Below are 21,338 nucleotides of genomic sequence, written 5' to 3' on the forward strand. Positions count from 1 at the left end.
ATAGACGGACCGACCGTCCGGCTGAGTCTGGGAAGAGGTGCCGGGCGGCGGGCGGAGCATGGCCACCGGACCCATCGAAACACATCTCCACCGTTCCTTCAACTGGGAAAACGGCGCCCCCGGGCCCCGGGAGGGCCGCGGGGGCGTTCGGCTAGGTGCGGGAACGGCCTATTTGCTCAATGTGTTCGGCTGAGATCGGAAATCAACCTCCTGTTGTACAGGATATCGATTACGCCGGCGAGGACGTCGCCGATCAGGTTGCCGAGCGGGCCGAACACGATGAACAGGGCGACGTTAGCAAGAATCAGGGTAACGGTCGGGACAAAGACGAACGAAACGACCTCGGGGATGTACTTCTGGGCAATCTTTTCGACCTTGGCCATAAACCAGGCAGTCAGGATTGCAGGGAACACGCCACCCTGGAAAGCAACCATGGGAATGGAGAGCGGACCAAAGTTCCAGTACTCAGCACCCGTCGGGTCCATAACGAACGTGTTGCGGTTCATAAGGCTCGGGTGAACCATGACGATACCGACGAGGATGCCCAGAATCGGGTTACCGCCAAAACGCTTCACCGCGCTGTACATAACCAGGACAGGCAGGTAGTCAAACGTGGTGGCGATAATGGCAAAGAAGCTTGCGAGGTTCTTGAGGAACTCGCTGTGATCGGCAAGGCTGCCCTCCATGCCAAAGAGGCCGTTGGCAACGATCAGCGACTTAAGGCCGATGATGATAGCGGCGCCGACGAAGGCGGGAATGATGGGGATAAAGATGTCCGAGAATACCTTGAGGACCGAGAAGAACTTGCCCTTCTTGTCCGCCTCGGCGCCCTTGACCTCGGAAGCGCTGATCTCCTTAACGCCCGTCAGAGCCATAAACTCATCGTAGACCTTGTTGACGGTACCGGTACCGAAGATGATCATGAGCTGGCCGCTGTTGTACAGCACGCCCTTGACGCCATCGATGTTCTCGAGCTCGGCCTTGTTGTACTTGCTCGTATCCTTGAGCACCAGACGCAGACGCGTAACGCAATGCGTGGCGCCCTCGATGTTCTCCAAACCGCCGACGTTATCGACGACTTGCTGAGACACTACTTTGTAGTCCATGTTCCTCTCCATTCCTTTACGAAATCATAAGACGTTTTGATGCCATTACAGAGACGCGATCGTTGCATTTGCGCACTTGAGCGTACCGTCGGTGACCGTCAGCGCCACACCCTGGCCCTGCTTATTGCAGAAGCGCGCGTTAAGCGCAACATCATCGACAAAGATGGTCGCGATATCGTCGTCAACGACCAGGCGCACATGATGAGTGCCCTCGCCCTTGAAGAACAACGGACGCTCGAGGCCCATGTTGTTGACCTGGAACCACGGATACTGGGGGGCCGCCGTAAACTCGAGCTTGCCCTCACGCAGGTTGGCGCGGAACTCATAGGCAAGACCGGACTCGGCGTCCTCGGCAAGCTTCACCGAGAAGCCGGCAGCGTCACCGGCGAGCTCGATGTCGGCATCGAGCATATAGGTGGAACCGGCATCCGCGGCGAGCACCTGCTCGACCTTGCCCGACTCGCAGGAAAGCTCAAAGGCCTCGACTGCCTTAGCCTCGCCAAAGGCGCCAAGCATGCTGTCGGGGAGCTTGGTGCCGAGCGTTCCGTCAGCACGCTGAACGATCTCGAGAGGCATAAAGGTGCCACCCCACAGGTAAGAGCTGGGGTCACCGCCCTCGTCACGCGTAGGAACCCAACCAAAGAGAACGCGGCGCTCGCCATCAAATGCGGTACGCGCGGCATAGTACGCGCGGCCATCGAAGGAATCGTCCGCAGGAGTGATCCAAGGACCGTTGATAGAGCGAGACATGCGGTAACGGGTCTTGTTGCCATCACTGTACTCGGAGAACACCAGATACCACCAGTCGCCCATCTTAAAGAGATCAGGCATCTCGAACATGGTGTACAGGCCCGGATTCCACCAGTCGCCCTGGAACTCCCAGGTATCCAGGTCCTTGGAGGTGAACTTGACCAGACGACCGGTCATCAGACGCTTGTCCTCGCCCACACGCGTGCCGAGGATGAGCATGTACTCTTCGTTCTCCTCATCCCAAAGCACAAAGGGATCGCGCCAGTTGCGGTCATCGTAACCCTCCTGGGGCGGAAGCAGCGTCTCGGCGATGTTCTTCTCCCACTTGACGGCGTCGTCACTCGTTGCGTGAAGAAGAACCTGCTTCATCAAGCGTGCCTTGACCTTATCGCGATTGCAACCAGTGTAGAGCGCATGGTACTTGTCGCCCACCTTAAACACCGTGCCGGCATAAACATACTGGTCGACTTCCTCGTCGCCGCCACGCTCAAGGCTCTCGCCAAAGTCTTTGTAATTGACGAAGTCCTTGGTTGTCGCGAGTGCCCAGCCAAACGGCTCTCCGAAAGGTCCGGGGTTTCGCGTGTCACGCTGATGGTAGAGATAGAACGTGCCGTCCTCGCCGTACGGCATGATGTCGCCTACCCAAATTCCCTCAGGCTGGTAATACACCTTGTGCATCCGAGACTTCCTTTCTCACGAGATACTAACTCGGTACAACTGCAAGATATGTCAATCGTTTTCATATGTCAAACGTTTTCACACCAATACGTCTTTTCGCAGTTCCAGTCGTCGGCAAACGGTTGACATATGCCGGCGAACGGTCATCAGAGGTGTTTGAGGAATTCTTTTGGCACGGGATGAACTACGCGGTTTTACCCTCAATGAGTTCAACGGGGAGCTTGATATTCGATTCGGGCTTTTCGCCGTTAATAAGAGCAATGATGGATTGCGCCGCGAGCTCTCCGATGCGATCGATATCTTGGCGTACGGTTGTTAAGTCAGGCATAAACGTCATAGTGCGGCGGGCACCATCCGCGCCCACGACCTTAATATCGCCCGGAGCGCTCAAGCCGCGCTGCTTCATCACGTTAAGACAGATAGCCGCCATCGTGTCGTCTCCCGCAAAGATGCCGTCAATATCGGGGTTCTCATCGAGGATCTTCGCAACGACCGCGCTCTTTTCGTCGTCGGGCTTAACGAACTCAACCTCACGGACAAGCGCGGGCAAACCGGCCTGCTCAACAACATCGAGGTAGGCATCGGTACGCTTATTGGCAGGCATGCGCATGCGGCTATTGCTGCGCAGGCACAGGATGCGTGAACATCCGTCATCGATCAGGCGACGCGTGGCAAGTTCGCCGATGCTATAGCTGTCGCTCGCAATCTGAACAGAGGCTTCGCCAAGGTCGCAGTCGATACCAACCAGACTCAAGCCCATCTCGGCATACGCCTCGGCACCGATATTAAGCGAGTTGACGATGACGCCATCAACCATATTGCGTCGAAGCATGTCGATATAAGAGCGCTCAAGCTCGGGTCGATTGGCGCTATTGCACAGCAGCATCTTAAAACCGTTTTCGGCCAGGGTATGCTCAATGACTTGAACCACTTGGGCATGAAACGGACTGCTGACATAGGGGACGATCATACCGATAAGATTCAGGCGACCGTTGAGCATGGCACGGGCGATATCGTTGGGCGTATAGTTGATGCGCTTCATCGCGGCATGGACCTTATCGCGGGTCTCTTGGCTAATATAGCCGCGATTATTAAGCACGCGAGATACCGTAGTAGGCGAAACCCCCGCCACCGCTGCAACTTCCTTGATGCCAGGCTTAGCCGAATCCTTAGAACGAGCGCCCTCGCGAGCCATAGCACCCTCCCCCATCAACATGTCATACGTTTACATACGAACAAAGCATACCCCAACAAGAGCGGGAAGACGGTAACAGTACAAGTAAGTAAACGACTCATCCAAATAATTAGGAGAGTTCCGCCTAAAGGGTGACTACACAGGACCCCAGCCGGGGCTGTTTGGACTACCTCCCAAAACATTCCGCACACTGATATTTTCTGTATTGAAGACGTCGATGATGCACCCGTATACCATTGACGTCGACACCATCAGATGCGGACCGCGCGGTGACCCCACATTCCGCTGGCGCCCACAGGGCTGCCCTCGTTTCCTGACATGTCCCGCGCGGGCCGCGGCGAGCCGAGACCGCCGCATGACCTAATAGGAGCATGGAGCGATACCGCGGACCCGAACAACCGCATTCTATCGCGCCCCGTCAGTGTGCCGTCTGCCCGGTCCAGGCGAGCACGGAAAGAACGGAGCGAGACATGCAAAACGAATCGATACCCGACGCCCGCGGGCCGGTCTTCTGCGGGGTCGACACCCACGCCGACTCGCACTGGCTGTGCGTCCTCGACTTGAGGGGCCGCAAGGTCCTGTCCCGCCAGTTCCCCGCCGACGCGGCGGGCTACGAGGCGCTCGCCGGGGCGATCGCGGCGGCCGGGGAGCCGGCCTGCGTCGCGATGGAGGGGACGTCGTCCTACGGGGCGGGCCTCACCAGGCACCTCGCGTCGCTGGGGATGCCCGTGCGCGAGGCGCTCTCCCCGGCGAGGACGCAGAGGAGGCGCCCGGGGCAGGGAAAGTGCGACGAGGCGGACGCGGAGAGGGCCGCCCGCGCGGCGATGTCCGGCTCAAGGCTCGGGACCCCCAAGAGCCAGGACGGGTGGGTCGACGGGGTGCGCTGCATGCTCGCGGCGCGCTCCGGGGCGGTGAAGGCGCGGACCTCGGCGATCAACACCGCGAGGTCGCTGCTCACCACCGCGCCGGAGGGGCTCAGGTCGAGGTTCCGCGGGATGGCGGGGCCGAGGCTGATGGAGGAGCTCCCCTCCGTGCGCGCCGAGGGCGCGCTGGGCGCCGCTCTCGGCGCGCTGGCGGACCTGTGGGCGGCGGCGCGCGACGCGGCGCTCGACATGGAGCGCGCGATCGAGGCGTCCCTGGAGGAGAACTGCCCCGCGCTGCTGGCGATGTACGGGTGCGGGCCCGTGAGCGCGGCCAAGCTCGCGGTCGCGGCCGGGGACAACCCGGGCAGGCTGCGCTCCGAGGCGTCGTTCGCGGCGATATGCGGCGCCTGCCCCATCCCCGCCTCGAGCGGCAAGACCGTGAGGCACAGGCTCAACAGGGGCGGCGACCGGCAGGCGAACAGCGCGCTGCACGAGATCGCGAGGCAGAGGGTCATGCGCGACCCCGAGACCGCCGAGTACGCCGAGAGGGCCAGGGGGCGGGGAAAGAGCGACAGGGAGGTCATGAGGTGCCTCAAGCGCTACGTGGCCAGGGAGGCGTACCGGGCGCTGATGCGCCCGCACGAGATCAGGAGGCCCGAGGACGCCTCGGAGCTCGTGGCGGCCAGGCGCGCGGCGAAGGTCAGCCAGGTGAGGGCGGCGTCCATACTGGGCACCAGCGAGAAGTACATCTCGATGCTGGAGAGGGGCCAAAGGGAGCTCAAGCCCATAAGGAGGGCCTACGAGGCATGGGTCGAGGCCGGACTTCCGCTCGATTGGGACAGGCAGGCCTTCGAGGCCGAGCGCAAAATGGATTCTAAAAAACACCTTGCCAAATAGGAGCGTCAGGACGCAAAGAGGCTCGCCGCACGAAGTGCGCAGCGAGCCTCTTTGCATGTCCGAGGACGTTTTGGGAAATAACCCAAAACCGGCCCCAGTAATCCTACAGGAGTTGAACCCTTTAGAACTTGTCGTGGAAGGTACGCGCAATGACCTCGTCCTGCTGCTCCTTGGTGAGCGTGTGGAAGTTCACGGCATAGCCGGAAACGCGGATGGTCAGCTGCGGGTACTTCTCGGGGTGAGCCTGAGCGTCGAGCAGCGTCTCACGGTTGAAGACGTTGATGTTCAGGTGGTGGCCACCCTTCTCGGCGTAAGCGTCGAGCATGTGGACCAGGTTATCGGCCTGAGTCTCGGAAACTTCAGAAACCTTCATAATGTGTCTCCTTCGATTGATAGGCGCCGGCCGAAACCGGCGCGCTAATCAGTAATCGTTATTGTTAGTATAGCACTAACAATAGTTACTCGCCCAGCTGATCAAGGTCGATATCGCCAAAGAACACCTGGTCCTCCTTACCGAGCGCACTCGGGATGATGGAGAAGGTGTTGGAGATGCCGTCCTGAGCATCGCGGAACGGGAGCTTGGAAACCGAAGACAGCGAAGCGATGGCGCCGTGGCTATCGCGCTTGTGCATGGGGTTAGCACCCGGGGCGAACGGCTGGCCAGCCTTGCGGCCGTCGGGCGTGGAGCCGGTCTTCTTACCGTACACGACGTTGGAGGTAATGGTCAGAACCGAGGTCGTGGGCACGGAGTTGCGGTAGGTGTCGTTCATGCGGATGTACTCCATGAACTGGTGCACAACGTCGTGAGCGATCTGGTCGACGCGGTCGTCGTCGTTACCGTACTTGGGGAACTCACCCTCGGTCTCGAAGTCGACGATGATGCCATTCTCGTCGCGGACGGGGTGGACCTTGGCGTACTTGATGGCGGACAGGGAGTCAGCCACGACGGAAAGGCCAGCGATGCCCGTAGCGAACCAGCGGTGCACGTGCTTGTCGTGCAGAGCCATCTGGATGCGCTCGTAGCAGTACTTGTCGTGCATGTAGTGAATGATGTTCAGCGAGTTGACGTACACGCCAGCGAGCCACTTCATCATGTCGTTGTACTTGGCCACAACGTCGTCGTAATCGAGCGTATCGCCCTCGACGGCGCGATACTTGGGGCCGACCTGCTTCTTGGAGACCTCGTCAACACCGCCGTTGAGTGCGTACAGCAGGCACTTGGCCAGGTTGGCGCGAGCGCCGAAGAACTGCATCTCCTTGCCGATGCGCATGGAGGACACGCAGCAGGCGATGCCGTAGTCGTCGCCATGATAGACGCGCATGAGGTCGTCGTTCTCGTACTGGATCGAGGAGCTGGCGACAGAAGTCTTGGCGCAGAACTTCTTGAAGTTCTCGGGCAGACGGGTCGACCACAGAACGGTCATGTTGGGCTCGGGGCTGGTGCCCATGTTCTCGAGCGTGTGCAGGTAGCGGTAGCTCATCTTGGTAACGAGCGTACGGCCGTCGACACCCATGCCGCCGATGGACTCGGTGACCCACTGCGGGTCGCCGGTGAACAGGGCCTGGTACTCAGGGGTACGGGCAAACTTGACCATGCGAAGCTTCATGATGAAGTGATCCACGAACTCCTGGATCTGCTCCTCGGTGAAGGTACCGTTGGCAAGGTCGCGCTCAGCGTAGATGTCGATGAACGTAGAGGTACGGCCGATGGACATGGCAGCGCCGTTCTGCTCCTTGACGGCAGCAAGGTAGGCGAAGTACATCCACTGGATGGCCTCCTGCGTGTTGGTAGCAGGGTTGGAAATGTCGAAACCATAGGTCTCGGCCATCATCTTGAGCTCGCCGAGGGCGCGGATCTGCTCCTGCAGCTCCTCACGATCGCGGATGTTGTCGGCGGTCATGACCGTCGGGGTGGAAGCCTTCTGGGCCTCCTTGTCCTTGATCAGGTAGTCGACGCCGTACAGGGCAACACGACGGTAGTCGCCGATGATACGGCCGCGGCCATAGCCATCGGGCAGACCGGTGATGATGTGAGCCGAGCGGCAAGCACGCATCTCGGGGGTGTAAACATCGAAGACGCCGGCGTTGTGGGTCTTGCGCTCGAAGGTGTAGCGCTCGACAACGTTCTCGTCGACCTTATAGCCGTGCTGGCTGGCAGCCTGACAAGCGATGCGGATACCACCGTTGACGTGCAGCGCGCGCTTGAGCGGCTTGTCAGTCTGGAGGCCGACGATAGTCTCCTTGTCGCGATGGGCGTTATCGATGTAGCCAGCGGGGTGGCTCACGATACCTGTGACGATCTTGGTGTCCATATCGAGGACACCACCCTGCTCGCGCTCCTTAAGCAGCAGGTCGAGAACCTCGCCCCACAGCTCCTTGGTACGCTCGGTCGGACCGACGAGGAACGACTCGTCGCCCTCGTAGGGGGTGTAGTTCTTCTGGATGAAGTCTCGGACGTCAACCTCTCCCGTCCAGATGCCTTCCTTGAAGCCTTCCCATGCCTCCTGCATTGTGTAACCACGCTCCTAGTTACGTGTAATGCGGCGCTCTCTCACACCGCTGCTTATTGAATTCTTGAATGTTCGGCTTGCACTACCGGCTTCTTCCGTTCTTCACCACACGCTGGTGCAGAGAAAACGTTTGTCCACCTTGGAACTACAACCCAAAACCCAAGATTTCACCCGTCTGAGAAGGATAACATAGCGACCCTCTCCATCTGGGCTGTTATATGTTTCTTTTTTTATATCATAAGAGCGTTTTTTACAAACCCGCAGGAAATGCGAGCGCGAACAACTACCGTTCACCGATTTGTATGTTATTTTTCCTTGCCTTTGTACGACGTTCGCTCTAGCTGTTATGCCAGCTTTAGCAGGGTAAAGTGTCTCAGAGACCCTACAGAAACTGCAGGGCGGCCACGGGATCCCCCGTGGCCGCCCTGTGGCGTAGCTAGTTTTTAGCTTTGATTGCCGCTTGGCATTAGGCGGCTGCGGCGGCCTTGTCGGTCGTTGCCTTGCTATTGCCGTTGCCCTGGCCCTCAAAATGCTTGTAGCACCAGCTGGTGACCAGCGGGGTCAAAATAGCCGTCACGATTGCGCAGGCAGCAACCTGTGCCGTAGCCGTCGCGAGCACGGCGCCGCCGTACATGGCCCCGTTGACGCTTGCCATGGCAGCAGGCGTGGCCACATTGGCTCCGGCGCAGCTCGAAATGGCCGCACCTGCGACACCCGTACCACCCGTGAGCTTATCGACCGCGATGACGGGAATTGCAAAGACCACCGAGCAGATCACGCCGAGCAGAATACCGGGGAGACCGCCATTAATGAGCTGGCCAAAGGTCATGGTCGAGCCCATGGCAAAGAAGACGAGCACGATGATGGCGGAAAGTGCCGGTGCCATCATCTTCTTAAAGCTGGGGAACAGGTTACCCAGAATAATGCCGATGACGATCGGCAGAATGGCACCCACGAGCGACCAGCCGATCGGAGCCTGACCGGCAGCGCCGAGCACGATCATCGTGACCGGAGGGCCGACAACGAGCGTGGTGATGGCGACAGCGCCACGCTCGGCCTCGTTGCCCATGGTGCCCATCAGACCAGCGTACATAGCGTTGTTGGCGCCGGTGCAAGCCGCCAGCATCACCATGGCAGAGATGCCAAACAGGTTGTCGTTGAACACATAAAGGATGAGCAGCGACACGGCAACGACCACGATCTGCTTGACAGCGATGATGATGGCGCCGCGTGCAGCGGCGGCGGGAGCACTCTTAAACGAAATCGTCGTACCGACGATGAGCAAAAAGGCGCCAACGAGCGGGCCTGCACCCTGCTGGGTCATGCCAAGCGTAAAGCTACCGAGCGTTTTAAACAGGTCGGGGAATAGCGTGTTGAGCAGGCAGCCCAACAGAAGCGGCACCAAGATATTGGCGCCCGGGATGGAGGACATCTTAAAGAACGGCTCCTTTGCCGCCGGCGCCTCCACCGCAGTCGATTCACTCATATATATCTCCTTTGGATGCATGCGAATCGTAGCCGCACGCGCCTATATCAGAAAGAAGGCGACGGTCCCGAGTCGCAGGAGCCGTCGCCGAACAATCGTCGTGGGGTATTACCCGTCCAGGACGATGCCGCCGTCGCAGTCACCGATCTCGCCGTTCACGAAGCTGGCGAGGTCGGAAGCGAAGAACAGCACCATCTGCGCAGGCTCGCTGGCCTGGGCGGCGCGGCCCAGAGGAATACCGTTGATGATGCGCTGAGAGTTCTCGTCAGAGAGAATCGAGGTCATATCGGTCAACGTAAGCGACGGGCACACGGCGTTGCAGCGGACGCCAAACTTGCCGCCTTCCTTGGCGACCGCCTTGGTAAGGCCATTGACACCGGCCTTGGAGCTCGCGTAGGCCGCGGTGCCGAGCAGGCCGCCGCCGATCTTGCCAGCAACAGAGCTTACGTTGACGATAGTGCCGGCATGGGCCGCCTTAAAGTGCGGGTACACGGCGTTCATCATGGTAAAGGTGCCGTTGAGGTTGATGTCGATGGTGCGACGCCACTCGGTGTCATCGATCTCGTCGAACTTCTTGGTGCTGATGACGCCAGCGCAGTTGATCAGGATGTTGGTTTGCGGCAGGTCCGTAAAAATCTGCTCGACGGTCTCGCGCGCCTTGGGCGCATCGGCGACATCGAGCTGATAGAACTTGTTGCCCTCGCCAAGCTCGGCCACAGCGGCCTCGCCCTTAGCAGCGTTCCTTGCGATGAGCGCGACATATCCGCCGCCCGCGACGATGCCCTTGGCGATCTCGAGGCCAATGCCCTGAGTGCCGCCCGTGACAATCGCGGTCTTGCCCGTGAAGTCAAATGCCATGACTCCATCCCCCTTTATGTAAGGTGTCTCCTTGCGGGAAGTTGGAGCATCGCACGTGGCGATTATATGAGTCCCAGTCGTCATGGTGGTGACAACCCCTCGCCTAACCGCGGGCATGATAGTTCTTTGAAACGCTTTAGCAATTGAATGATTTTAAGTCTTAATGAGCTCTTAATATTGCCTACTGTATGAGGCCCGCGTATGGGGGTATCATCTTCCACCGAAAATAGTTTCTAGTGTTAGGGGTTTTCGGTGGAAGATACCGATTTCCATGAGCTTGGGCGTCAGCTCTTTACCGAGTTTGGCAGCATGCACCAGCGCGTTTCGCGCTTTGCCGACCAGGCTCTGGGTGGCGAGATGGCCGTCATGCGCGCCCTCATGCGCGCCGGCGGCTCGCTCACGCCGAGCGAACTCGCTGATCGCGCCTGGGTCTCGAGCGCCCGCATCGCCAATATCCTGCGCGCCCTCGAGGCCAAGGGCTGGGTCGAGCGCGAGCACTCAAAGACCGACCGTCGTCGCGTACACGTCACGGTGACCGACAAAGGATTCCAGGTTATCGAAATCAAACGTCGGGAATTCGAGGACCGCACCGCGGCCTTCCTCGAGCAGCTTGGCGAAACAGATACCCAAGAGATGGTGCGCCTTCTTAGACGTGCCAACGAAATTATCGACCGCAATCAAGAAAGGAGAGATGCCGAGTGAGGATTCTCAAGCTCTTTAAAAAACATATCCTGGCACTGTTCGCAGCTATCGTACTTATCGTAATCAGCTGCAACGCCGATCTGGCGCTGCCTACCTATATGAGCGACATCGTCGACGTGGGTGTGCAGCAAGGCGGCATCGCGTCGCCCGTACCCGACACCATCCGCGCCGAATCGCTCGACGACCTCGAACTCTTTATGAGCGCCAAGGACGCCAAGGCTGTGGAGGCCGTGTTTAGCAAGGCTGACAAAAACGACATTCGAACGTACGAGGGCACCGAGGAAGAGCGTGCCGATGGAGGCAAGATTGCCGACATTATGAGCCTGCCCGAGACTGTTGTCCTTTCGCTCAACCAGGGCATCGACGCCAACTCCATGGGCGACATGATGGGCTCGTCCAGCGAGAAAGACGACAACGCTGCCCAGGCCATGCCCACCCCCGAGCAAATGGCAGCGATGACGCCCGAGCAGCTCGCCGAGATACAGCAGAAGGCCGCGGCGGCGCAGAACATGCAAAAGCAGATTGATGCCGACGGCGGTAAGATCACCATGAAGAGCCTGCGTCTAGGCGTTGAAGGCGGCCTAATCGACCAGGGCAAGCTCGTCGAGGGCGCCAACCAAATGGCGGACAAAATGGGCTCCATGTCGGGCTCCATCGTCACGCAGCGCGCCGTGAGCTATGTACAGGACGAGTACAAGGCGCAGGGCATCGACCCCGCCGACGTGCAGAACGCCTACCTGAGCCGCATGGCGACCACGATGTTTGGGCTGTGCCTGGTGTCGCTCGTCGCCACTATCCTGACCGGTGCCGTGGCTTCGCGCACCGCCTGCTCCATCGCCCGCGACCTGCGCCGCGAGACCTTCAACAAGGTTATGCACTTCTCGCCGGCCGAGGTGGGCAAGTTTAGCCAGGCCTCGCTCATCACCCGCTGCACCAACGACATTCAGCAGATCCAGATGGCCGCAACCCTGTTTATCCGCATGTGCCTGATGGCCCCTGTCATGGGCATCGTCGCCGTCATGCGCGTCCTGGCCAACCATACCGGTCTGGAGTGGACCATCGCCGTGGCCATCATCGCGGTCTCGGCCGTCGTCGGCGTGCTTATGGGCCTCACCATGCCCAAGTTCAAAAAGATGCAGAGCTTTGTGGACCGCGTGAACCTTACCGCCCGCGAGCTGCTCGACGGCCTGATGCCCATCCGCTCGTTCAACCGCGAGGAGCATGAGCTCGAGCGTTTTGACAAGGCTTCGCTCGACCTAATGACCACGCAGCTCTACACCAACCGCGCCATGAGCTTTATGATGCCGCTCATGATGCTGGTCATGAATTGCATCACCGTGCTTATCGTCTGGTTTGGCGCGCAGGGCGTGTCCGACGGCGTGATGCAGGTCGGCAACATGATGGCGTTTATCTCCTACACCATGCAGATCGTCATGGCGTTTATGATCCTCACCATGGTTTCGGTCATCCTGCCCCGCGCCGAGGTCGCAGCCGAGCGCGTGGAAGAGGTCATCACCTGCCCCACGAGCATCAACGACCCCTCCTCGCCCAAACTGCCCGCGACCAGCGCGTCACGCGGTGAACTCACCTTCCGCGACGTGAGCTTCCAGTATCCCGATGCCCGCGCCGATGTCATCAGCGGCGTGAACTTCACCACGCATGCCGGTCAGATGCTCGGCATCATTGGCTCCACGGGCTCGGGCAAGTCCACGCTCGTGCAGCTGATTCCGCGCCTGTACGACGTCACAGGCGGCAGCATTTCGCTCGACGGCATCGACGTGCGTGACATGACCCTTTCCGAGCTACGCCGCCGTATTGGTTATATCCCGCAGCAGGGTCGCCTGTTCTCGGGCACCGTCGAGAGCAACCTCAAGTTTGCCGGCAATATGGTGAGTGACGAGGATATGCGCCAGGCGGCACGCGTCGCCCAGGCGGAGGACTTTATCGCCGAGCGCGAGGGCGGCTACGACTCCCCCATCAGCCAGGGCGGATCCAATGTCTCGGGCGGCCAGCGCCAGCGCCTGGCCATCGCCCGCGCGTTGGCCAAAAAGCCCGAGGTCGTGGTGTTCGATGACTCGTTTAGCGCCCTCGACTACAAGACCGACGCTCGCCTGCGCGAAGAGCTGGCCAAAAACGTTACTGACGCCGCACTCGTGGTCGTGGCCCAGCGCATCGCGACCATCATGCACGCCGACCAGATCATCGTGCTCGATGACGGCCACGTGGTGGGCACCGGTACGCACGAGGAGCTGCTGCACAACTGCCCGGCATACCTGGAGATCGCACAGTCGCAGCTTTCCGCCGAGGAGCTGGGGCTCACCCAAGAAGAAATTGCAGCCGTTATGGAAGGAGGCGAGCGCTAATGGCAGACGAGACCAAGACTCAGATTCCCAAGCCCACCCGCCAGCGCGGTCCCATGGGCCGCATGGGCGGCATGCGTCGCGGCGAAAAGGCCAAGGACTTTAAGGGCACCATGAGGCAGCTGCTCGGCTATATCGGTCAGCATAAGATTGCCGTGTTTACCGCCGTCGCCTTTGCCGTGTGCTCGGTCATCTTTAACATTGTGGGGCCCAAGGTGCTCGGCCAGGTTACCACCAAACTGTTCGAGGGCCTGGTTGCCAAGGTAAACGGTACCGGCGACGTTGACTTTGCCTGGATTGCCAAGACGCTCGGCTTTTTGCTCTGCCTGTATCTGGCAAGCTCTGTCTGCAGCCTCATCCAAGGCTGGCTCATGACCGGCGTCACGCAAAAGATTTGTTACCGTATGCGCAAGGAGATCGCCGCCAAGATTGCCGTCGTGCCGATGAGCTACTTCAACGGCCACAGCAAGGGCGACGTGCTCAGCCGCATCACCAACGACGTCGATACGCTGGGCCAGTCGCTCAACCAGAGCGTGACGCAGCTCATCACCTCGGTGACGCAGATTATCGGCGTGCTCGTCATGATGCTTTCGATCAGCCTGCCGCTTACCGGCGTCACCGTGCTCACGCTGCCGGCCGCCGCGATTATCTTGACCGTAATGATTCACTTCTCGCAGCCGTACTTCCGCGAGCAACAGCAGGTTCTGGGCGCCGTCAACGGCATTATCGAGGAGGACTTTGCCGGCCAGAACGTCATTCAGGTGTTCGACCGCGCCGAGGCCTCAATCGAAGAGTTCGACCGTCAAAACGACCGTCTCTTTATTAGTGGCTGGCGCTCGCAGTTCCTGTCGGGCCTGATGATGCCGCTTATGAGCCTGGTGGGCAACATGGGCTACGTGGGCGTCGTCGTGGTGGGCGCACAGCTCGCGCTGACCGGCAATGCCACGCCCGGCGACATCCAGAGCTTTATCCAGTACGTTCGCAACTTTACGCAACCCGTGCAGCAGCTGGGCAACGTGAGCAACACGATGCAGTCGATGGCCGCTGCCACCGAGCGCGTCTTTGAGTTCCTGGCCGCGCCCGAGGAGGAGCAGAAGGCCGACGCGCAGATTCCCGAGAAGCGCCCCGGTCACGTGGAGTTCGACCACGTCAAGTTTGGCTACACGCCCGACAAGACCATCATCCACGACTTTAGCTGCGAGGCGCAGCCCGGCCAGACCATCGCCATCGTCGGTCCCACCGGCGCCGGCAAGACCACGCTCATCAAGCTGCTGCAGCGCTTCTACGATGTGGACGACGGTTCGCTGCGTGTCGAGGGCGTCGACGTGCGCGACTGGGACCGCGCGGCGCTGCGCGGCGAGTTTGCCATGGTGCTGCAGGATACCTGGCTGTTTAACGGCACCATCCGCGAAAACATCCGCTACGGACGCCCCGATGCGAGCGATGCCGAGGTCGAAGCCGCTGCACGTGCCGCACGCTGCGACCACTTTATCCATACGCTCGCCGGCGGCTACGACTTTATGATCAACGAGGAGGGCACTAACCTGTCGCAGGGTCAGCGCCAGCTCGTGACCATCGCCCGTGCCATTTTGGCCGACCGCCCGGCGCTGATTCTGGACGAGGCGACCTCCAACGTCGATACCCGTACCGAGGAGCTTATTCAGCGTGCCATGGATGCGCTGATGCAGGGCCGTACCAGCTTTGTTATCGCGCACCGCCTGTCCACGATCCGCAACGCCGACGTGATCTTGGTAATTCGCGACGGCGACATCGTCGAGAAGGGCACGCACGACGAGTTGCTCGCCCAGGGCGGCTTCTACGCCGACCTGTACAACTCGCAGTTCGACGAAGCGGCGTAAATTCTGCCGCAGGGAACGAATAACGCCCGAGAACGGGGGCGCAGGACAACCTGCGCCCCCGTTTTTGTTCTGCGGCCCTTGAGCCGCCTCCCCTGGGACCTGATTGACAGCCCCTTCGAGGCCCCGTGGGCAAAAAAGGGCAAATATGAGTACTGTTACTTTTTTAGTATCAGCCAAAACAGCCTCAAACGACCTCCTTGCGGCCTCTATACGCCTTCAAATTAATCAAAACGCCCGTTAGCGGGCTTCTGCGTGCCAACGTTAATGAACATATTTTTCACTTTGTCTATTATCTTGCTAGACCGATATGATACTAAGATAACAACCGTACTCATATTTGGCATTTTTTGCCCGCGGGGTGTTTCCTGGGGAACCGGCAACAGCCTTAGGGTCGCGCGCGGTGCCACTCCCTCCCGACATCCGCCGACGTTTACCCAGATAAAACCTGCCAAAATAAACCTGTCCCTTTTTGGCAGGTTTCGGGGTAACAAGGGCTTGCACTTTAGCGTGCGACAGCGGATAATGCCGAACACTCAACAGTACGCTTATTGCTCTTTCTATAGATTGAGGAGGCCCCTATGGCCATGGAATTCAAACGCAGGCTGCCGATCCCCATGGAGATCCGCGAGGAAATGCCGCTTTCAGCCGAGCTTACCGCCAAAAAGCAGGCATTTGACGCCGAGGTCGCCAAAGTCTTTACCGGCGAGGACGCACGCAAGGTGCTCATCATCGGCCCGTGCTCTGCCGACCGCGAGGACTCGGTACTTGAGTACATGAATCGTCTGGCCAAGACCGCCGAGGAGGTCAAGGACAAGCTCATCATCATTCCGCGCGTCTATACCAATAAGCCGCGTACCAAGGGCACCGGCTACAAGGGACTGCTGCACAACCCCAACCCCGAGGCTCCCGACGACCTACTCGAGGGCGTCAAGGCCATCCGCCATATGCACCTGCGCGTTATTGAGGAAACGGGCTTCTTCACCGCCGACGAGATGCTCTATCCGTCAAACTACCAGTACCTCGTTGACCTGCTGAGCTATGTTGCCGTGGGCGCGCGCTCGGTCGAGAACCAAGAGCATCGCCTAGTGTCGAGCGGCATTTCGGTACCCGTCGGCATGAAGAATCCCACTGCCGGCTCTACCACCGTTATGCTCAACTCCATTTACGCCGCGCAGGCGCACCAGAGCTTCATCTTCCGCAACTGGGAGGTCGAGTGCGACGGCAACCCGCTTGCGCACGCTGTCATGCGCGGCTACATCGGCCTCGACGGTCGCACCTACCCCAATTACCACTACGAGCACCTGGAGCGCCTGGCCGAGCGCTATACCGAGCACGCCGGCTATGCCAATCCGGCAGCGGTCATCGACTGCAACCACGACAACTCGGGCAAGCGTCCGCTGGAGCAGTATCGCATTTGCAAGGAGGTGCTCGACAGCTGCCGCCGCAACGAGTCAATCTCCAAGCTGGTCAAGGGCTTTATGATCGAGTCCTACCTGGAGGATGGCAACCAGCCGGTCGACGGCGGCGTCTTTGGTAAGTCGATCACCGACCCGTGCCTGGGCTGGGAAAAGACCGACTACCTCATCCACGAGATCGCGGAACGTATTTAGTTACGCGGTTTTACCAAACCGCGTAACGACTCGACGCTGCAAACCCGCCAGAACGGCAATCTGCCTTTCAGCTTCGACGGCATTGACCAAAAGGTCAATGCCGCCTCGCTTCAAGGCACCTTGCTCGCTCTGGCGGGTTTTCGCTGACGTTTTTCGACCTGCATCGTTGCCAGGGTTGGCACCAATGACTAATGCGGTAACAAGCTACGTCAGTCCGCTTGACCGGCTGGGTTTCTGAGGTGCGGCAGATTCCCGTGAAAGAGGTGCGCCGCGTACTTTGGGTACGCAAGCGACGAATGAACGGGAAGGTGCCGTGCCTCGGGAAGACAGACAGTTACGCCGAGGGTTCCTGCTGAGTAATGCAGTGGATATTTCCGCCACCGAAGACGACCTGCTCGGACTGAACGCCGACGCACTTGTAGACGCCCTCGCCCCAGACCTCGTCGTAGATCTTCTGGAGCGTGTCAACGGCAAGCTGATCGTTCTCGTCGCCGTACTGCGGGACGATAACGCCGTGGTTGGTGACCAGGTAGTTCATGTAGGAGGCGATCAGCGGCTCGTCGGCGACGCGCGGCTCGGCGTTCTCGTCGGCGTCGATGGTGTCGCAGGAAGCCTGGTCCATGAACAGCGGGTTCACGGGCATGCAGAGCTTGTAGACCTTCATCTTGCGGCCTTTGGCGTCAACGGCGTTGGAGAGGGTCTCGTAGATGGCGTGGCACTGCTCGTAGAACGGATACTCGGGATCGTCAGTCCAGATGCAGGCCATGACGCCCGGAGCGATGAACGTGGCGACGTCATCGATGTGACCGTTGGTCTCCTCGGGGTCGATGCCCTCCTTGACCCAGATGACCTTCTCGACACCCAAATAATCCTTGAGGTGTTCGTCCATATAGGCGCGAAGTTCCTCGCTCCAGGGCTCGAACTTCCTCTTGAACTTGGGCCAGATGGACTCGGGATCCTCTTCCTCCTCCAGAACCGCAGAGCAGGTGCGGCCCGGGGAAAGCAGGCACTGGTCGGTCACGACCACGGTACCTTCGCCGTCGACGGTGATGGAACCGCCCTCGAGGATCATGTCATCGGGACGGTAGCGACGGCAACCAGAAAGCTCGGCAATCTTAAGGGCGACCTGCTCGTCCTTGTCCCACGGGAAGTACAGGCCGTCGACAAGACCGCCATAAGCGTTGAAGTGCCAGTGGTTGGCGCGCTTCTCGCCCTTGCCGTTGATAACAAACGTGGCAGCGGTGTCGCGGAACCAAGCGTCGTCGCTGGTCATCTCGATAACGGTGACGTTCTCGTCTTCATCAAAGACGGCCTTGCAGTTAGCGTAGTCGGCCTGGTTGGCGCATATGGTAACCGGGGTGAACTCGGCAATGGCGCGGGCGATGGCGGCATACTGCTTCTGAGCCGGCTTGGCACCATGGGCCCAGGTATCGGTGCGATGGGGCCAGCCCATCCACACGCGATCCTGCGGAGCGAACTCAGCAGGCATAAAGTAGCCGTCGGCCTTAGGGGTGGACTCGGACTCGGTGATCGTACGCATAAGATTTCCTCCAAATCGAACGATCGCTTGCTGCAGGCGGGTTACCCGCAGCCTAAAACCAAGAGGTGGCGGACGCCCGTTCCCCGGCAAAGGTCGGGGCGCCCGGCGCCGGTTTTCACGGAGTCGCACCGGCAAGCGACGACGTAACCTGGCGCGCGGAGACAAAACGCACGAAGGATACGGAAGAGAGATTGGGGCGGGCGGTGGTTACCAGAGCTATCGTTCACACCCACCCCGGGGAATGGTCAAGTAGCGAGGAGGGTTGGAGCCCCGAATCCGGGTGCTCTAGTCCTCTTCGGCCTCGGCGGCCTCCTCAGCGAGACGCTGAGCAGCCAGCTCGGGGGTGAGACCCTTGTACTCGGTCTCGCGACCCTTAGCACTGACGACGCGGACAACCTCGCCAATAAGCAAAAGCACGATGAAGATAACGATCATCGGGACCTTATCGCCAATCTCATCGACAGAGAACGGAATCAGCGTTGCAACGATAGCCAGAATCAGCTCGATGCAGGGAATAGCCAGCATGACCTTCATCATGGCGCCCTTAAACGGAAACGTAAAGATGCGCGCACGGTTAGGGTCGTTCTTACGAAGGTTGAGGAACGCCGGGAACATCGGGATATAGGTGAGCAGCAGGAATACAACGGAGGTACCGAAGAGCATCCAGAAGACACCGTTGGAGATGGCGTCGATAGGAACGAGCTGCAGGCACAGCACCAGGGAGGCGACGATGGCGTTGACCAGGTTGGCGCCGTTGGGCATGTCGTCGTCCGAGATCATCGAGGCGAAGACCTTGGGCATGTTGCCATGCTCGGCAGCATAACGAGCAACGGAGTTGACGCCGAAGGACCAGGCAGCCATGTTGGCGAACAGGGTGATCAGGAAGGCAATGCAGATGACCTTGAAGATCATGGAGTCGCCCACCATGGTCTGGACAGCATAGATCATGCCGTAGTCGGGATCGATGGAATCGGCCGGCACAGCAGCGCCGATGCCAAAGCCAGCGAACAGGTAGATCACGGCGATAGACAGGCCGCCAACGATGATAGCCTTGGGGATATCGCGAGCGGGATCGGCCATATCGTCGGTCATGGTGCAGATGACCTCGAAGCCCATGAAGTTAAAGATGATGATCGACAGGTAGCCGAGCGCGTTGGTGTTGGTGAGCTCGGGCAGGAAGGTGGTAGCGGACATGTCGTTCGCAAAACCGTTCTCCATGGCATACCAAATACCCAAAGCGCCGACGATAACGGCAACGGCAACCTTGATGATGGCGCCGCCGTTCAGGACCCACTCGGAGTCGGCCGCCTTGGAGCGACCCATGAGGTAGACGATCCACACAAAGGCAAGATCGATACCCAACTTGGCGATCAGATTGAACTCGACGCCAAAGACCATGCCCAGAATGTCGGGGAACATGGTAGCCAGCGAGGCGATCCACAGCGGGTAGTTAACCCAGTAGTAGTACGAGATGCGGGCGCCCCACTTGTCGCCCAGGCCATAACGTACCCAGTCGTAAATGCCGCCCTCGCCGTCATAGGTGGTGCCGAGCTCGGCAACGACCATGCCATAAGGGAGCAGGAAGGTCAGGATCAGGAAGATCCACCAGAAGAACTGCTGGTTGCCAATGGCAGCAGCGGGAGCGGCGGCCTCGCAAACGAAGACGACGCAGATGATGGTCGAAATGACCGTCAAGAAGGAAAGCTTCTTCTTTCCGTCGCTCATGATGAGCTCCTTCGCTCAGTCTTGGACAAATCGAGACCCTTAAGATATTAAGACAATTGCCAAGCCTCGGTGAGCGGGCGACAGGAGACGAGCATCCGCCGCCCGCAAACGCGCTTTTAGAAGCCTTGAGGCTTAGAGCTGCTCGAGAGCCTCGAGAGCGGCGCTCTCGCTTGCCGCCTACGCCTCGTCTCGCCGACAGTTCTTTATCTATGGCAGCGGCGTTTTTATTTGCTATGCCTTCGAGATGACCGAGATTTTCTTTTTTGAATACACGCTGCAAAAACTAGAGCTTTCCAGCTAGCGACTATTACCCAATCATCATGCCCGTGATGCGGACCCCTGTGGCGACCGCTTCGCAGGCTTTTATTTGGGCCATTGCCAGGGACTTGCTCGACAAACATTCTAAAAAGCAATTCGTTATCCCCGTCGTAACGTTTTTGCTGTGCGAGTCGCTGACTATCGTAGCTGTCCCCTACGGCCCCATGCATCAGTGGCTCTACTACGCAATGCGCCAGGTGTTCCTTATCTTTGTGGGGCTGTACATCTTTTGGACGGCTCATAAAAGTACAAAGGTCGAGTTGAAGGCACGCGTTAACAACCAACGAAAGCACCTGATTATCGGCGCCGTCCTGGTCGGGTGCATCGTTGCCGAGGACTTCTACAGCATCCTGGTCGTCCCCATGAGCCTGGCGCCCTCTTGGCTGCAGCTATACCTGTCCGAGCGCAACTTTAGCGAGAACGTCTTTGCGTGCTACTTTGCGATTCTGCTCATCGCCTACACCTATCACGTGCTTTCGATTCGCATGCAGGAGGCGTCCGAAGAAAAGAACGCCAGCGATCTTGATCGACACATCGAAGGGCAAATGCCCTCTTATCGCAACGCCTACAAGCTCTCCAACCGCGAAGCCGAGGTTTTGCGTCTGGTAGTGCGGGGCAAGTCGAACCAAGAATTCCTTGCCGTGGGCACCGTCAAGACCCACATCCACAACATCCTGGTCAAAACCGAACAGCAAAATCGCACGACGTTAATCCTCCACTTTTGGAAGCGCTAACCTGCCAAAAAGGGACAGGTTTATTTTGGTATGTTTTATCTGGGCAAACGCCAGCCGCCACGAGAGAGCTGTTTTTCCCTCGTGGCGGTCTTCTAGCAGAAAAACCAAGTGAGTAGGCTTTTTGCAGGAGGCCAAGCACGCCCCAAA

The 21,338-nt window shown here is 59.3% G+C and carries 15 protein-coding genes; 6 read left to right on the forward strand and 9 right to left on the reverse strand.

The window, feature by feature from the left end; all coding sequences use genetic code 11:
• Positions 1-176: 176 nt before the first annotated feature.
• The 3 genes from NBH09_RS04745 to NBH09_RS04755 form a co-directional block, all read right to left on the reverse strand.
• Complete coding sequence (locus NBH09_RS04745; protein WP_250787222.1) at positions 177-1,106, reverse strand: PTS transporter subunit EIIC; 930 nt, start codon at positions 1,104-1,106, stop codon at positions 177-179.
• Between the two features lie 45 nt (positions 1,107-1,151).
• Positions 1,152-2,534: a family 43 glycosylhydrolase gene (locus tag NBH09_RS04750; protein ID WP_117743236.1), complete on the reverse strand. Its 1,383-nt coding sequence runs from the start codon at positions 2,532-2,534 to the stop codon at positions 1,152-1,154.
• A gap of 184 nt (positions 2,535-2,718) precedes the next feature.
• Positions 2,719-3,729 carry a LacI family DNA-binding transcriptional regulator gene (locus NBH09_RS04755; protein ID WP_250787223.1) on the reverse strand — a complete coding sequence of 337 codons (1,011 nt, stop codon included), beginning with the start codon at positions 3,727-3,729 and terminating at the stop codon, positions 2,719-2,721.
• Between the two features lie 470 nt (positions 3,730-4,199).
• Here NBH09_RS04755 and NBH09_RS04760 point away from each other — a divergent pair, with 470 nt between their 5' ends.
• Positions 4,200-5,489 (forward strand): IS110 family RNA-guided transposase, encoded by a 1,290-nt coding sequence (locus tag NBH09_RS04760; RefSeq protein WP_250787224.1) that lies wholly within the window; start codon positions 4,200-4,202, stop codon positions 5,487-5,489.
• 121 nt (positions 5,490-5,610) lie between these two features.
• Here NBH09_RS04760 and grcA3 read toward each other — a convergent pair whose 3' ends face one another.
• The 4 genes from grcA3 to NBH09_RS04780 form a co-directional block, all read right to left on the reverse strand.
• A complete protein-coding gene (grcA3, locus tag NBH09_RS04765; protein WP_006234861.1) occupies positions 5,611-5,862 on the reverse strand; it encodes an autonomous glycyl radical cofactor GrcA3 in 252 nt (83 codons plus the stop codon).
• Positions 5,863-5,947: 85 nt separating this feature from the next.
• Positions 5,948-7,999 carry a formate C-acetyltransferase gene (gene pflB, locus NBH09_RS04770; RefSeq protein ID WP_250787225.1) on the reverse strand — a complete coding sequence of 684 codons (2,052 nt, stop codon included), beginning with the start codon at positions 7,997-7,999 and terminating at the stop codon, positions 5,948-5,950.
• 466 nt (positions 8,000-8,465) lie between these two features.
• Entirely contained in the window at positions 8,466-9,485 is a 1,020-nt protein-coding gene (locus NBH09_RS04775; protein ID WP_040358952.1) for a 2-keto-3-deoxygluconate permease, read from the reverse strand.
• Positions 9,486-9,593: 108 nt separating this feature from the next.
• Positions 9,594-10,343, reverse strand: a complete 750-nt coding sequence (locus NBH09_RS04780; protein ID WP_250787226.1) for an SDR family NAD(P)-dependent oxidoreductase — start codon at positions 10,341-10,343, stop codon at positions 9,594-9,596.
• 252 nt (positions 10,344-10,595) lie between these two features.
• Here NBH09_RS04780 and NBH09_RS04785 point away from each other — a divergent pair, with 252 nt between their 5' ends.
• From NBH09_RS04785 to NBH09_RS04800, 4 genes are all read left to right on the forward strand, one after another.
• Positions 10,596-11,045, forward strand: coding sequence for a MarR family winged helix-turn-helix transcriptional regulator (locus NBH09_RS04785; protein ID WP_050766108.1), 450 nt, complete (start codon positions 10,596-10,598; stop codon positions 11,043-11,045).
• On the forward strand, positions 11,042-13,408 hold the full coding sequence (locus NBH09_RS04790; RefSeq protein WP_250787227.1) for an ABC transporter ATP-binding protein: 2,367 nt from the start codon (positions 11,042-11,044) through the stop codon (positions 13,406-13,408). The genes NBH09_RS04785 and NBH09_RS04790 overlap by 4 nt, the downstream gene beginning before the upstream one ends.
• Positions 13,408-15,264, forward strand: coding sequence for an ABC transporter ATP-binding protein (locus NBH09_RS04795; RefSeq protein WP_250787229.1), 1,857 nt, complete (start codon positions 13,408-13,410; stop codon positions 15,262-15,264). The genes NBH09_RS04790 and NBH09_RS04795 overlap by 1 nt, the downstream gene beginning before the upstream one ends.
• A 578-nt stretch (positions 15,265-15,842) precedes the next feature.
• Positions 15,843-16,874: a 3-deoxy-7-phosphoheptulonate synthase gene (locus tag NBH09_RS04800; RefSeq protein WP_006234851.1), complete on the forward strand. Its 1,032-nt coding sequence runs from the start codon at positions 15,843-15,845 to the stop codon at positions 16,872-16,874.
• 334 nt (positions 16,875-17,208) lie between these two features.
• Here NBH09_RS04800 and NBH09_RS04805 read toward each other — a convergent pair whose 3' ends face one another.
• Together NBH09_RS04805 and NBH09_RS04810 are read right to left on the reverse strand one after the other, a co-directional pair.
• Positions 17,209-18,414, reverse strand: a complete 1,206-nt coding sequence (locus tag NBH09_RS04805; protein ID WP_250787230.1) for an agmatine deiminase family protein — start codon at positions 18,412-18,414, stop codon at positions 17,209-17,211.
• A gap of 285 nt (positions 18,415-18,699) precedes the next feature.
• Positions 18,700-20,139 carry an APC family permease gene (locus NBH09_RS04810; protein ID WP_250787231.1) on the reverse strand — a complete coding sequence of 480 codons (1,440 nt, stop codon included), beginning with the start codon at positions 20,137-20,139 and terminating at the stop codon, positions 18,700-18,702.
• 341 nt (positions 20,140-20,480) lie between these two features.
• Here NBH09_RS04810 and NBH09_RS10100 point away from each other — a divergent pair, with 341 nt between their 5' ends.
• Entirely contained in the window at positions 20,481-21,191 is a 711-nt protein-coding gene (locus tag NBH09_RS10100; protein ID WP_250787233.1) for a response regulator transcription factor, read from the forward strand.
• Positions 21,192-21,338: the final 147 nt, after the last annotated feature.

It is taken from the genome of Collinsella sp. BG-O-102, assembly GCF_023656745.1.
Classification (GTDB): Bacteria; Actinomycetota; Coriobacteriia; order Coriobacteriales; family Coriobacteriaceae; genus Collinsella.

Excerpts from the sequence above, each read along its gene's own strand:
- NBH09_RS04745 (WP_250787222.1), bottom strand. The coding sequence starts at position 1,106 with ATGGACTACAAAGTAGTGTCTCAGCAAGTCGTCGATAACGTCGGCGGT.
- NBH09_RS04750 (WP_117743236.1), bottom strand. The coding sequence starts at position 2,534 with ATGCACAAGGTGTATTACCAGCCTGAGGGAATTTGGGTAGGCGACATC.
- NBH09_RS04755 (WP_250787223.1), bottom strand. The coding sequence starts at position 3,729 with ATGGCTCGCGAGGGCGCTCGTTCTAAGGATTCGGCTAAGCCTGGCATC.
- NBH09_RS04760 (WP_250787224.1), top strand. The coding sequence starts at position 4,200 with ATGCAAAACGAATCGATACCCGACGCCCGCGGGCCGGTCTTCTGCGGG.
- grcA3 (WP_006234861.1), bottom strand. The coding sequence starts at position 5,862 with ATGAAGGTTTCTGAAGTTTCCGAGACTCAGGCCGATAACCTGGTCCAC.
- pflB (WP_250787225.1), bottom strand. The coding sequence starts at position 7,999 with ATGCAGGAGGCATGGGAAGGCTTCAAGGAAGGCATCTGGACGGGAGAG.
- NBH09_RS04775 (WP_040358952.1), bottom strand. The coding sequence starts at position 9,485 with ATGAGTGAATCGACTGCGGTGGAGGCGCCGGCGGCAAAGGAGCCGTTC.
- NBH09_RS04780 (WP_250787226.1), bottom strand. The coding sequence starts at position 10,343 with ATGGCATTTGACTTCACGGGCAAGACCGCGATTGTCACGGGCGGCACT.
- NBH09_RS04795 (WP_250787229.1), top strand. The coding sequence starts at position 13,408 with ATGGCAGACGAGACCAAGACTCAGATTCCCAAGCCCACCCGCCAGCGC.
- NBH09_RS04800 (WP_006234851.1), top strand. The coding sequence starts at position 15,843 with ATGGCCATGGAATTCAAACGCAGGCTGCCGATCCCCATGGAGATCCGC.
- NBH09_RS04805 (WP_250787230.1), bottom strand. The coding sequence starts at position 18,414 with ATGCGTACGATCACCGAGTCCGAGTCCACCCCTAAGGCCGACGGCTAC.
- NBH09_RS04810 (WP_250787231.1), bottom strand. The coding sequence starts at position 20,139 with ATGAGCGACGGAAAGAAGAAGCTTTCCTTCTTGACGGTCATTTCGACC.